The following is a 12,313-nucleotide window of genomic DNA, read 5'->3' as shown; positions in this document are numbered from 1 at the left end:
GCGAACATCACATCATCAGAAGTTGTAGTTCTTGTAGTTCGTCTTGTCGACGTCCACCCAGCCGGTGCCGCGCACGATCACGCCCTTGCCCGGACCCTTGCTGACGGTAACTTTGTTATAGCCGACGATGCCCAGGTCCGCGCCATTCTGCACTTCCTTGCCATCGACGAGCATTTGCGCGACCTTGTTCATCGCCAAACCAGCAAGCTTAGGATCCCAGAATGCAATGCCATTGATCGCACCGCTTTCGAGGAACTTGGCGGCTTCTGTCGGCAGGCCCGTGCCATACACGCAGATCTTTCCGACCTTGCCCGCCTCTTCCACCGCGCGGCCAATGCCAATCACATCCAGCGACGACGAGCCTTGAAAGCCCGTCAAATCCGGATGCTTGCGCAACACTTCCTTCGCGACCTGATACGCGCGTTCACCATCGTTATTGGTTTCGAGCTTAGGCTCGACCAGATCCATCTTCGAATACTTGGCCTTCGCGTTATTGATACCGCCATCGGCCCATTGCACTTGCGAGCGGCTACCGAGCGAGCCGACCAGCACGGCCCATTTGCCTTGCTGACCCATGCACTTGGCCAGACGTTCGTTCAGGCCCGCACCATAAGCCGAATTATCGAAGGCTTCGATATCGACCATCGTGTTCTTGGCGTTGTCCGCTTCGTGCGTGACCACCTTGATGCCGCGATCCATCGCCTTCTTGAGCGCGGGTTCGAGCGTCGGCGGATCGTACGGAACCACTGCAATTGCAGTGACTTTCTTCGCGATCAAGTCTTCGATGATCTTGAGTTGCTGCGCCGCGTCCGCGCGTCCCGGTCCGGTCTGATACGCATTGATGTTCGGGTTTTCCTTGCCGAACTCCTTCACGCCTTCATCCATGCGATTGAACCAGTTGATGCCCGTGACCTTCACGACCGTCACGATGGTCTCATTCGTCGCGGCCTGCGCGGCGGCGATTGCGCCCGCTGCGAGTGCGACCGCCGTGAGCGCGGTGCCGAGTTTATTCAGTTTCATTGCAGTCTCCTTTTTGTTTCGAATGATGGAAGGCGATAAAAAACGTTCAACGTCCCGTCGATGCAGGCGGCGGCACCTTCGGCGTGGGCGGTGCGCCCTTCATGCCGAAGATCGCGCGCACACGCTCGCCACCGGCAAACGCCAGCGACAACAGCAGCAAAAAGCCCCAGGCGCAATCGCCAAAAAACTGCGAGACACCCAAGAGATTAAAGAGGCTCGACAGAAATTGCAGCACCGTGGCGGCCAAAAACACACAGACGATACGCCCATAGCCGCCCGCCGGATTCACGCCGCCCATCACCGCGATCAGGATGGCGATCAGCAGATACGAATTGCCGTAGTCCCATTTCGCGCTGGACGTATGCGTCGCGCTAATCAGGCCTGCGAGCGATGCGAGCACGCCGCACATGCCATACGTGAGAATCAGCATGCGTGCGCGCGGAATGCCCGCATAAAACGCGGCCTTGGGATTCGTGCCCATAAGATAGAGTCGCAAGCCGAACGGCGTGCGTCGCAGTATCCAACCAAGCAACAACACTGCGGCGACGAAGATCCATAACGAGATCGGCACTTGCAGGAAGGTGCCGTTGCCGATGTTCGAAAGCGGATCGACATATTCGACGCGCACCGATGCGCCATTGCTCAATACCACGGAAATGCCCGTGAAAAGCAGTTGCGTGCCGAGCGTGCAGAGAATCGGCGTGAGTCTTAGACGTGCGATAACAACGCCATTGAGCAAGCCGCCGATCGCACCGACGATCACGACGATGCACACGAACACGCCTGTATAAAGCGCTGGCGAATCATCGGCGGAAACCATGTGCGGCAACATCATGGCCGCGACCATGCCCGATAGATTCGCGAGCCCCACGCCCGACAGATCGATACCGCCATTGCCCGACACCATCGACAGCATGATGCCGAGCGCGAGCAAGCCCAACTCGGGCAACTGTCCGCCCATCGACTGAAGATTATCGATGTCGAGAAACTGCCCATGCGAGAGCACGGTCGCGACGATCACCACCAACAGGTTCGCGCCGATCAGAAAGTTGAACTGCCGGTCGGCGAGCCACTTCGACGCTTTCATTGCAACACGCTCCCTTCCTTGAGCACGGCGTTGATTTCTTCGAGACGCGGCATGGAAGGCGCGGTGCCGGGGCGCGTTACTGAGAGACTGGCGAGTGCGCAGCCGAAGCGCACGGCATCTTGCGGGCTTTCGCCGCGTGCCAATGCTGCGGCGAAACCGCCTGTGAAGCCGTCGCCTGCGCCTGCGGTTTCTACTACACGTCCGCACTTGAATGCGGGAACGAGCGTCGATTCTTCACGCGTATGCAGCAGCGCGCCTGCTTCGCCCAGGGTCACGATGACCGCGCGTGCGCCCTTGTCGAGCAACACGTCGGCGGCACGGCGTGCATCATCGGGATTACTGATTTCTATGCCAGTCAACGCGGCCGCCTCTGTTTCGTTCGGCGTGATGTAGTCGCACAGCGGATAGATGTCGTCGGTGAGCGGCATCGCGGGCGCGGGGTTGAACACGGTGATGACGCCATGTTTGCGCGCGAGTTCGAGCCCGCGCTGCGCAGCCGGGATCGGTTGTTCGAGTTGAGTGACGAACACGCCCGCTCGCGCGATATCGTCTTCGATCTTGTCCACGTCTTCAGGCCCGAGCGTACCCGCCGCGCCCGCAGCAACGATGATCGCATTGCCCCCGGTGTTTTCATCGACGTAGATGTGCGCTGCGCCCGTGGCCGTGTCCTGCATGACCGTGGCGCGCGACGTGATGCCTTCCGCGCTCCATGTAGCCTGCGCGATCTCGCCGAACGCATCGGCGCCGATGCGCGTGCAGAAGATCACATCCGCACCCGCGCGCGCGGCCGCCACCGCCTGATTCGAGCCCTTGCCGCCCGGGCCCATCTTGAACGCGGAACCCGCGACGGTCTCGCCGAGCAAAGGCATGCGTTGCGCGCGGAACGCGAGGTCCGTCACGTAGATGCCGAGAATGACGACGCTCTTTTTCATCGCGCATCTCCAACGGCTGCATCGGGCGCGAGTTGCACGCCCTTCTTGAAGATGAAGCAACCGTAACCGCGCGCTTCGCCTGTCGCGATCACGCAGTAAGCGTTCTTTGCGCGCTCATAGAAAGCGAAGCGTTCGATGGACGCGAAGCGTGTTTCGCGGCCTTCTGCCTCATTCACTTCGCGTTGTGCTTCTTGTTGCACCGCGGGCAGAGTCTTTGCATCGCCGACGACTTCCATGCGGCCTGCGGGATCATCCACGAACGTATCGAGCGGCAGCACGGACAACACCGCGCGCACGGCACGCGGCGCGCTCGCGCCATCCACGCGCAGCACGCGGCCCAGCACCGTTTTACGCGCTACAGAATCAGCGGGAAAATGCGCGTCGCAGATCACCACTTCGTCGCCGTGCCCCATTGCGGCCAGAGCGTAGAGGATGTCGGCGTTCAACAGCGGATCGATATTCTTAAGCACAGCGTCTCCTCCATGCGTGGGCGCGTCTCGTGTCGAGATCTGCGCCCGATGAATGCGGATCAATCTCCGTAAGGAATCCAGATGTTCTTGACCTGCGCGGCCTGACGCAAGAAAGCCAGGCCTTCGCTTGCGGCATCGTGCCAGTCGAATGCGCGTCCCTGATCGACGAAAGTACGCTTCAGGTTGCTCACGGATTCGCGTTCAGCCATTGTCGAAAGCGTTGCGCCGTGGAAGCACCAGAGTGCATCGACATCATCGTGTTGCGCCAAAGTTTGCGCTAGCGAGCGCGTATCGCCCGTGACGATGTTCAGCGCGCCGCCCGGTACGTCCGACGTATCCGCGATCTGATAGAAGTCGGTTGCCATCAACGGGCATGTTTCGCTCGGCACCACGACCACGCGATTGCCCAGTGCAAGCGCGGGCGCGAACAGCGATACAAAGCCCAGCAACGGCGCTTCATCCGGACATACGATGCCGATCACGCCAAGCGGTTCGTGCATGGCAAGCGCGACGCCATGCAAGGGCGGTGCATGCACTGCGCCATCGAACTTGTCGGCCCATGCGGCATACGTGAAAAGCCGCGCGATGGATGCGTCCACCTCACGCTTCGCGTCTTGCGTGGTGTAAGCGGAACGGACGGTTAGTTGCCTGACGAATTCATCTGTACGAGCACTGAGATTTTCCGCGAGGTAGTACAGCACTTGCGCGCGATTGTGCGCACTGGCCGACGGCCACTTCGTCATGCTGCGTGCGGCAGCCACCGCATTGCGAATGTCCTTGCGATTGCCCTCGCCCACTTCGCCGACGATCTCGCCAGACGGCGCGCGCACAAGCCGTGAATAACCGCTATCCGGACGTGCCTGCTTGCCGCCGATAAACAACTTCGCTGTCCGATCGATCGCGCTGACGTTGCCCGCATCGACCAATGAATCGGGCGATGCCGGAGCGGGCTTTGCATCGCCACGCATCGGCAATTTGGCCCATGCTCGCGGCTTCAGATATTCATACGCGCCTTCGCGGCCGCCTTCGCGACCGAAGCCCGATTCGCGGTAACCGCCGAAGCCCACGGCTGCATCGAAGAGATTCGTCGCATTGATCCACACCACGCCGCATTGCAGTTGCGGCGCGACATCCAGCGCGCGGCTGATGTTCTCGCTCCACACGCTCGCGGCGAGCCCATAGCGCGTGTTGTTCGCGAGCGCGACCGCTTCGTCAGGCGTACGAAAGCTCATCGTCACGAGTACCGGTCCGAAGATTTCTTCCTGTGCGAGCGTCGAAGCGGGCGATACGTTTGTCACGAGCGTCGGCGGGAAAAACGCGCCGCCTTCCGGCAATGCGAGACGTGCAGGTTGATGAATCACGCAGCCTTCATCTTCACCCTTCTCGATCAGCGAATTGATGCGTTCGAGCTGCACCTGATCGACAATCGCGCTCATGTCGATGCCCTTGTCCAGCGAGGTTCCCACGCGCAGCGTATCCATGCGGCGCTTGAGCTTTTCGACAAAGCGCGCTTCGATACCTTCCTGTACGAGCAGACGCGAACCTGCACAGCACACTTGCCCCTGATTGAACCAGATGGCATCGACGATGCCTTCCACGGCGCTGTCGAGGTCGGCATCATCGAATACGATGAACGGCGACTTGCCGCCGAGTTCGAGCGTCAGTGACTTGCCTGAACCAGCGGTAGCTGCACGAATGTGCTTGCCGACTTCGGTCGAACCGGTGAACGCGATCTTCGCGACGCCTTTATGTTCGACGAGCGCTGCGCCCGTGCGACCATCGCCCGCAACGACGTTGAGCACGCCCTTGGGCAAGCCTGCGCGATGCGCAAGTTCCGCGAACAACAAGGCCGTCAACGGCGTGTATTCCGCAGGCTTGAGGACCACCGTATTGCCGAGCGCGATAGCAGGCGCGATCTTCCATGCCAGCATGAGCAGCGGAAAATTCCACGGCACGATCTGCCCGACCACACCGAGCGGCGCCCAGTCCGCAAGCTCGCGATCTTGCAACTGCGCCCATCCCGCGTGATACAGAAAGTGCCTTGAAACAAGGGGGATATCGATATCGCGCGACTCGCGGATCGGCTTGCCGTTATCGAGTGATTCAAGCACGGCGAACAGACGGCTGTGACGCTGCACCATGCGCGACAGCGCATAGAGATGCCGCGCGCGGCCCGGTCCGCCCAACGCCTGCCAGCCTTCGAGCGCGCCTTGTGCGGCTTTGACGGCAGCATCGACATCGGCTTGCGTGCCTTGCGCGATGGACGCGAGCACGCGTCCCGTCGCCGGTTCACGTGTGTCGAATCGTTCGGATTCGTCGGAGTCCGTAGGATTGCGCCATGCGCCATCGATGAAGTGGCCCAGACGCCCTTCGTGTTGATCGAGCCACTCGCGCACGGCGCGATCGTCTTCGGGTGCGGGTCCGTATTCCATCGAGGAGAAGTATTCGGCTACGCTCATGAGGCTTATTTTCAGGGGATAACGCGTGGATTTCGTGAGGATCAGGCAACCGGATGGCGATTGAACGCCGAATAGTGGCCGCTGACATGATGTTCGAGTTGGCGCTCGATATCGGCAAGCAAACTCGATGCGCCGATGCGGAACAGATCGGGTTCCAGCCACGCGCGCCCCAACTCCTCCTTCATGAGGATTTGATATTCGAGCGCGGTTTTCGCGGTGGATACGCCGCCCGCCGGTTTGAAACCGATCGCGATGCCCGTGCGCGCCAGATACTCGCGAATCATGCGCACCATCACGAGCGATACATCGAGCGTGGCGTTCACGCTTTCCTTGCCGGTCGACGTCTTGATGAAATCGGCACCCGCCATCATGCAGATCATCGATGCCTTCGCCACGTTCGACAGCGTGCGGATATCGCCGGTGCCGAGAATCGCCTTGACGTGCGCATCGCCGCAGGCGGCGCGGAACTCGCGCATTTCGTCATAGAGCGCGCGCCAGTTTCCCGTCAGCACATACTCACGGGTAACGACGATATCGATTTCCGACGCGCCATCCCGGACCGATGCCTCGATCTCGCGCAACTTGAGTTCATGCGGATTGAGGCCAGCCGGAAAGCCGGTCGAAACCGCCGCGACGGGAATGCCGCTGCCTTCGAGCGCGTTGACCGCGGCCTTCACATATCGGTGATAGACACATACCGCGCCCGTTTTGATGGAACCAGGCGGCATGCCTAGCGCATCGAGCAAATCCTCACGCAACGGACGACGCGCCTTTCCGCACAGCCGTTCGACGCGCGCGGTGGTGTCATCGCCGCTCAACGTAGTCAGGTCGATGCAGGTGATCGCCTTGAGCAGCCACGCGGCTTGTGCGTCTTTCTTCACGCTGCGGCGCGTGCCGAGCGTGGACGACCGGCGCGTTACCGCACTCTGGTTCACGCGCAGGCCGTCGAGCCATGCAAGGTCGTAAGGCACGCCGGGATTGCGCGCGGAGGTGGCGGCCTGCGTCTTGCCCGGCCACGCGACGATGGACTTCGATGCGGTTTCCAACATGAGATCGGCTCGAATGACCTGCCGTGCTTTGTGCATCGCACAACAGTTTTTGATAGATTGATCTCAGTTTATACCAAGTTTGTTACGATCGTAACATAGGGAAAGTGCGGAGTTCCCGAGTTGCCTTCAACCAATCAGGCGAAGAAAACTGAGCAACTCGCCGACGATGGCTTCGGGTGCATCCTCCTGCATCAGATGCCCGCAGCGAGGCACGCGCGTGAACTTTGCATCATGAATTTTGCATGCAAGTTCTTCGCCGCGCGCGACGGGAATCCACTGATCGTCTTCGCCCCAGAGAATCGAAACCGGGCATCGGAGTTCGTTGTAGCGACTTTGAACTTCGTCCGTGTAGCGCTGATCCATTTGCGCAATCTGGCGATAGAACGCCGCTTGTCCCGGCTCGCCGGTCCACGGTTCCGTATAGACGCGCAACACGTCCGCTGACATGGGACGATGCACCGCGCCTTGCAGATAGGCATCGAGCATGGCCTGATGCATGTAGGGCGGCACACCGGCGAACGCGGCTTCATGTTGACGCACATGCCGCACAAAGGGCGAGCCCCACGGCGCAATGGCAACCGGATCGATCAGCAGAAGCGAACGGTATGAACAACCGTCGAGGATGGCGGCACGCAGGGAAGTCGCGCCGCCGAAATCATGCGCAACGACATCCGGCTGTTCAATGCCGCAATGCCGCAGAAATGCCGCGAGCACGCGATGCTGCACGCCGAGCGAGACATCCTGCCCTTCCCGCTTATCCGATAAGCCGTAGCCAAGCAGATCGAAGTAATGCACGCGACGGAAACGCGCAGCAATAGGCGCAATACGGCGCCACACTTGCGAAGAAAACGGCGTGCCGTGCACCATCACAAGCGGCGGTCCTTCGCCGATTGCGCCATGCCGTATGGCCTGTCCTTCGAAATCGAACACCTGATCGAGCGGCAGCGCGCCCGCGAACGATGCACTCATGTCCGGTCCTCTTGATGCAGACTCATGAGGATAGACCAGACCCTTGACGAATGCTGAGCGACCTTTTATATTCCTTTCAGGCTATATAACCGAAAAGTGATCGAATGAGTGTGAAGGAACGCAATCTGAATCACGTATTCGCCGCACTTGCGGACCCAACGCGTCGCGCCATCGTGGCACGACTTGCGGCGGGCGAGGCCACCGTCAATGAACTGGCCGAGCCGTTCGACATGACGCAGCCTTCCATCTCCAAGCATCTGAAGGTATTGGAACGCGCCGGGCTGGTTTCGCGTTCCAAAGCAGCGCAGACGCGCCCTTGCCGGCTCGAAACCGCCGCGCTGGATGCCGTGGTGAGCTGGGCCGAAACCTATCGCGCCCAGTGGGAAGCAAGCCTCGACAGACTGGATAACTATCTCAAGACGACGAAGCGTTCGCCGTCATCAATCAAAGGAAAAAGACATGCCGCAAAATGATTCCACCGTGGTTTTCGAGCTTGACCGTACCGTCGATGCCTCACGCGAGCGCGTATGGCGCGCATGGAGCGAAGCCGATGAACTCGCGCAATGGTGGGGACCGCAAGGAAGCAAGATCGAAGCGCATCGCTTCGAGTTTCGTGCAGGCGGCTTCTTTCACTACGCCATGCAGTTCGCGAATCTGCCGCCTATGTATGGGCGCTTCAGCTATCGCGAGATCGTGAATGGCGAGCGCATCACATGGCTCAATTCGTTTGCGAACGAGCATGGCGGTATCGCGCGTGCGCCTTTCAATCCGCTGGTGCCGATGGAGATCGAAAACGTCGTGACGTTCACGGAAGAAGGCGGGAAGACGCGTATCGCATTGCGTGCCTCGCCCTTTGGCGCCACACCGGAAGAACGGCTTTTCTTCGACGGATTGCGGCCGTCACTCGAACAAGGTTTTGGCGGTACGTTCGAGCAACTGGCCGCTTATCTCAAGTAAGAATGTGTCGAGACTCAGCGTAGATTCGTCCGCGCGAGTTCGACTATTTCGTTACCCTGACTATTTAAAATCGCGCGCAGCATGTAGAGACTGAAGCCCTTCGCCTGCGAGAACTCCACGTTGGGCGGCATCGCGAGTTCGTATTTGTCGATGACGACATCCACGAGCGCCGGGCCGTCGTGCGCGAAGGCCTCTCGCAGCGCGCCTTCGAGTTGTTCCGACTCTTCCACGCGTACCGACCATATGCCCGCACCCTTCGCGATCTGCGAGAAATCGGTCTTGCTCAAATCGACATTGGTATCGATGTAACCCGCCGCCTTCAGTTCCATCGAGACGAAGCCGAGCAGGCTGTTGTTGAATACCACGATCTTGATGGGCAGCGCGTGCTGCTTGGTCGTGAGCAAGTCGCCCAGCAGCATGGCGAGGCCGCCATCGCCCGACATCGAAATGACCTGACGCTTCGGATGCGCGCCCTGTGCGCCGAGCGCCTGCGGCATGGCGTTGGCCATCGAACCGTGATTGAACGAGCCGTGAAGCTGGCGCTTGCCGTTCATCTTCAGATAGCGCGCGGACCAGATCGTGGGCGTGCCGACATCGGCGGTGATGATGGCGTCGTCATCCGCGAGTTCATCGATCAGGCGTGCGACATATTGCGGATGAATCGCCCTGCCCGGCGCGGACGGACACGCCAGCCGGTCGAGATCCTTGCGCGCATCCTTGTAATGCTTCAGCGCGTTGTCGAGAAAGCGACGCTCGGTCTTGCGCGTGAGTTTGGGCAGCAACGCGGCCACGGTTTCCTTCACCGTGCCGACCACGCCGAGTTCGAGCGGCGCGCGCTTGCCGAGTTGCGAGCCGCGCCAGTCGACCTGCACTACCTTCGCGTTCGGCGGATAAAACGGTCGATACGGAAAGTCGCAGCCGAGCAGAAGCAAGGTGTCGCAGGACATCATCGCGTGATAGCCGGAACTGAAACCGATCAGGCCCGTCATGCCGACATCGAACGGATTATCGTATTCAATAAACTGTTTGCCTCGCAGCGCATGGACGATGGGCGCGCCGAGCGTGTCGGCTAGCGCGACCACTTCGTCGTGCGCACCGGCCACGCCGCTGCCGCACATGATGGTCACCGCATCGCATCCGTTCACGATGCCTGCGAGTTGGTCGATGACCGCATCGGAGGGATGAATGGCCGGAACGGCCGCAGGCGCGAAACGCGGCTCGATGGCCGGGCCTTCCAGGAGCGCGACGTCGCCAGGCAAAACGATCACCGCGACGCCGCGTTGTTCGATAGCGGAACGCATCGCCCGTTCGAGCACGCGCGGAAACTGCGATGCATTGGTCACGAGTTCCACGAAGTAACTGCACTCCCTGAACAATTCTTGCGGATGCGTCTCCTGAAAGTAGCCGAGACCGATCTCCGTGGACGGAATGTGCGCGGCAATCGCGAGCACCGGCTGCTGGTTGCGGTGACAGTCGTACAGCCCGTTGATGAGATGCAGGTTGCCCGGCCCGCAACTGCCCGCGCATACCGCGAGCTTGCCCGTCGACGCCGCTTCCGCGCCCGCCGCGAAGGCCGCGGATTCTTCGTGGCGCGTGTGCATCCAGTCGATCTTTCCTTCGCGCCTGAGACTGAATGCCAGCCCGTTTAGGCTGTCTCCCGTGACGCCCCAGATACGCTCGACGCCCGCAATCGCCAGCGTCTTCGCCAGATAATCCGCAATCGTGTTCTTCGCCATGACGGCTCCCTGAAGGAAGGAGAGAAGCACCATGCATCTTTCATTTTGAATGCCACCTTACGGGAATCGCGTCCATCGTCAGGAACCGCGATGCCGCGAGCGTTCGCAAGGCAGCCCAGAGTGTACGACGCGAATTCCGTGCTGTCAGAGACGGTGCCTATCCGTCATGGGCCGAGATTTGCATTTTGCGTTTTGCGTTTTGCGTTTTGCATTCATAACGCAAAAAGGCCGCGTCCGAACCATCCGGACGCGGCCTTCTTCATGCAATCCTTCGAAAAACCTCAGCGAGCCACTTGCGGCTCCGCATCGTCGATATCGTGCGCACCCTGTATCGTCTCAAGCGCCGAATCGTGATGCAGCAGCAGTACCGCCGCGACGCCGATCAGACCCGCACCCGACAGGCACAGCAACCCCGCGCCAAAGCTGCCGGTGCTGTCCTTGATCCAGCCCATCGCATACGGACCGAAGAAGCCCGCCAGATTGCCGAGCGAATTGATCGCCGCGATGCCGCCCGCCGCCGCCGCGCCCGAGAGGAACGAAGCCGGCAGCGTCCAGATCACCGGCAGGCAGCCGAAGATGCCAAAGCCCGCGATGGACAGCGCGATCATCTTCAAGACCGGATTGTCCAGCCCCGCCGATGCCGCGATACCGCCCGCCGCGACCAGCAGCGCAATCGCGACGTGCCAGCGGCGTTCGAGCTTGCGATCCGAATGACGTCCCCACAAGATCATGCTCACGACGCCGACCGCATACGGCAGCGACGTCACGAAACCCGTCTGCAGGTTGGTCAAACCGAACGCCTTGACGATCTGCGGCAAGAAGAAACTCAATCCATAGTTCGTGGCATTCGCGCCGAAATAGATCAACGCGATGGCCAGCACGCGCGGATTCAAAATCGCTTCCTTCACGCTGAACGCATGCTTCGCTTCACGATGCGCGCGCTCCTGTGCCTGACGATCCATCAGCCACTTGCGTTCGTCTTCGGCGAGCCAGTGCGCATCGGCGGGCTTGTCCGTCAGATAGAAGAACACGACGAACGCCAGAATCAGCGCCGGGCACGCTTCGATCAGATAAAGCCATTGCCAGCCCTGCATGCCGGCAAGCCCATCCATTTGCAACAACGCGCCGGAAATAGGGCCGCCGATGACCGTGGACAGCGGAATGGCCGCCATGAAATAGCCGACCACACGGCCCCGGTATTTAGCCGGAAACCACAGCGTCAGCAGAAAGATGATGCCGGGAAAGAAGCCCGCTTCCGCGATGCCGAGCAACACGCGCAGCCCGTAAAACACGTAGGCGTTCGACAAACCCGTCGCCTGCGCGATATGCGGAATGTACGCCATCAACGCTGCGAGAATGCCCCACGTGAACATGATCCGCGCGATCCAGCGCCGTGCGCCGAAGCGTTCGAGCAGCAGGTTCGACGGAACCTCGAAAAAGAAGTAAGCAATGAAAAAGATACCCGCGCCGAAACCGAACATACTCGCTGAAAAGCCGAGTGCCTTGTTCATTTGCAACGCGGCAAAACCCACGTTGACGCGGTCTAGATACGCGATGAAATAACAAAGAATCAGGAACGGTACGAGGCGAAGCATCACGCGCTTCATGGTGCGGGCTTCAAGGTCCATCTATGT

General features: G+C 60.4%; 11 protein-coding genes. 2 read left to right on the top strand and 9 right to left on the bottom strand.

Features of this window, described 5'->3' with window-relative positions:
- Nucleotides 1-15: 15 nt before the first annotated feature.
- The 7 genes from ACZCWR_RS29345 to ACZCWR_RS29315 all read right to left on the bottom strand — a co-directional run bounded on the left by ACZCWR_RS29345 (nt 16) and on the right by ACZCWR_RS29315 (nt 7,986).
- Nucleotides 16-1,020, bottom strand: coding sequence for a substrate-binding domain-containing protein (locus ACZCWR_RS29345; RefSeq protein ID WP_487305178.1), 1,005 nt, complete (start codon nt 1,018-1,020; stop codon nt 16-18).
- Nucleotides 1,021-1,066: 46 nt separating this feature from the next.
- Nucleotides 1,067-2,107: an ABC transporter permease gene (locus tag ACZCWR_RS29340; protein ID WP_487305177.1), complete on the bottom strand. Its 1,041-nt coding sequence runs from the start codon at nt 2,105-2,107 to the stop codon at nt 1,067-1,069.
- Nucleotides 2,104-3,039 carry a ribokinase gene (gene rbsK, locus ACZCWR_RS29335; protein ID WP_487305176.1) on the bottom strand — a complete coding sequence of 312 codons (936 nt, stop codon included), beginning with the start codon at nt 3,037-3,039 and terminating at the stop codon, nt 2,104-2,106. The genes ACZCWR_RS29340 and rbsK overlap by 4 nt, the downstream gene beginning before the upstream one ends.
- A complete protein-coding gene (locus ACZCWR_RS29330; RefSeq protein ID WP_487305175.1) occupies nt 3,036-3,509 on the bottom strand; it encodes an RbsD/FucU family protein in 474 nt (157 codons plus the stop codon). Before ACZCWR_RS29330 ends, rbsK begins: the two co-directional genes overlap by 4 nt.
- A gap of 59 nt (nt 3,510-3,568) precedes the next feature.
- On the bottom strand, nt 3,569-5,968 hold the full coding sequence (locus tag ACZCWR_RS29325) for an aldehyde dehydrogenase family protein (RefSeq protein WP_487305174.1): 2,400 nt from the start codon (nt 5,966-5,968) through the stop codon (nt 3,569-3,571).
- 41 nt (nt 5,969-6,009) lie between these two features.
- Nucleotides 6,010-7,017, bottom strand: coding sequence for a deoxyribose-phosphate aldolase (gene deoC / locus ACZCWR_RS29320; RefSeq protein ID WP_487305173.1), 1,008 nt, complete (start codon nt 7,015-7,017; stop codon nt 6,010-6,012).
- Between the two features lie 126 nt (nt 7,018-7,143).
- Entirely contained in the window at nt 7,144-7,986 is an 843-nt protein-coding gene (locus ACZCWR_RS29315) for an alpha/beta fold hydrolase (RefSeq protein WP_487305172.1), read from the bottom strand.
- Between the two features lie 104 nt (nt 7,987-8,090).
- Here ACZCWR_RS29315 and ACZCWR_RS29310 point away from each other — a divergent pair, with 104 nt between their 5' ends.
- Nucleotides 8,091-8,459 carry an ArsR/SmtB family transcription factor gene (locus tag ACZCWR_RS29310; protein WP_487305171.1) on the top strand — a complete coding sequence of 123 codons (369 nt, stop codon included), beginning with the start codon at nt 8,091-8,093 and terminating at the stop codon, nt 8,457-8,459.
- A complete protein-coding gene (locus ACZCWR_RS29305) occupies nt 8,446-8,943 on the top strand; it encodes an SRPBCC family protein (protein ID WP_487305170.1) in 498 nt (165 codons plus the stop codon). Before ACZCWR_RS29310 ends, ACZCWR_RS29305 begins: the two co-directional genes overlap by 14 nt.
- 14 nt (nt 8,944-8,957) lie before the next feature.
- On the opposite strand, the gene poxB is transcribed toward ACZCWR_RS29305, so the two are convergent.
- Together poxB and ACZCWR_RS29295 are read right to left on the bottom strand one after the other, a co-directional pair.
- Nucleotides 8,958-10,679: a ubiquinone-dependent pyruvate dehydrogenase gene (poxB, locus tag ACZCWR_RS29300; RefSeq protein WP_487305169.1), complete on the bottom strand. Its 1,722-nt coding sequence runs from the start codon at nt 10,677-10,679 to the stop codon at nt 8,958-8,960.
- A 281-nt stretch (nt 10,680-10,960) separates the two neighbouring features.
- Nucleotides 10,961-12,307: an MFS transporter gene (locus ACZCWR_RS29295; protein ID WP_487305168.1), complete on the bottom strand. Its 1,347-nt coding sequence runs from the start codon at nt 12,305-12,307 to the stop codon at nt 10,961-10,963.
- Nucleotides 12,308-12,313 lie beyond the last annotated feature (6 nt).

Source organism: Caballeronia sp. A2-2, assembly GCF_057612605.2.
The sequence above is the reverse complement of the archived record's forward strand: the minus strand, read 5'-3'. Positions and strand labels throughout refer to the sequence as shown.

Excerpts from the sequence above, each read along its gene's own strand:
- ACZCWR_RS29345 (WP_487305178.1), bottom strand. The coding sequence starts at position 1,020 with ATGAAACTGAATAAACTCGGCACCGCGCTCACGGCGGTCGCACTCGCA.
- ACZCWR_RS29340 (WP_487305177.1), bottom strand. The coding sequence starts at position 2,107 with ATGAAAGCGTCGAAGTGGCTCGCCGACCGGCAGTTCAACTTTCTGATC.
- rbsK (WP_487305176.1), bottom strand. The coding sequence starts at position 3,039 with ATGAAAAAGAGCGTCGTCATTCTCGGCATCTACGTGACGGACCTCGCG.
- ACZCWR_RS29325 (WP_487305174.1), bottom strand. The coding sequence starts at position 5,968 with ATGAGCGTAGCCGAATACTTCTCCTCGATGGAATACGGACCCGCACCC.
- deoC (WP_487305173.1), bottom strand. The coding sequence starts at position 7,017 with ATGTTGGAAACCGCATCGAAGTCCATCGTCGCGTGGCCGGGCAAGACG.
- ACZCWR_RS29315 (WP_487305172.1), bottom strand. The coding sequence starts at position 7,986 with ATGAGTGCATCGTTCGCGGGCGCGCTGCCGCTCGATCAGGTGTTCGAT.
- ACZCWR_RS29310 (WP_487305171.1), top strand. The coding sequence starts at position 8,091 with ATGAGTGTGAAGGAACGCAATCTGAATCACGTATTCGCCGCACTTGCG.
- ACZCWR_RS29305 (WP_487305170.1), top strand. The coding sequence starts at position 8,446 with ATGCCGCAAAATGATTCCACCGTGGTTTTCGAGCTTGACCGTACCGTC.
- poxB (WP_487305169.1), bottom strand. The coding sequence starts at position 10,679 with ATGGCGAAGAACACGATTGCGGATTATCTGGCGAAGACGCTGGCGATT.
- ACZCWR_RS29295 (WP_487305168.1), bottom strand. The coding sequence starts at position 12,307 with ATGGACCTTGAAGCCCGCACCATGAAGCGCGTGATGCTTCGCCTCGTA.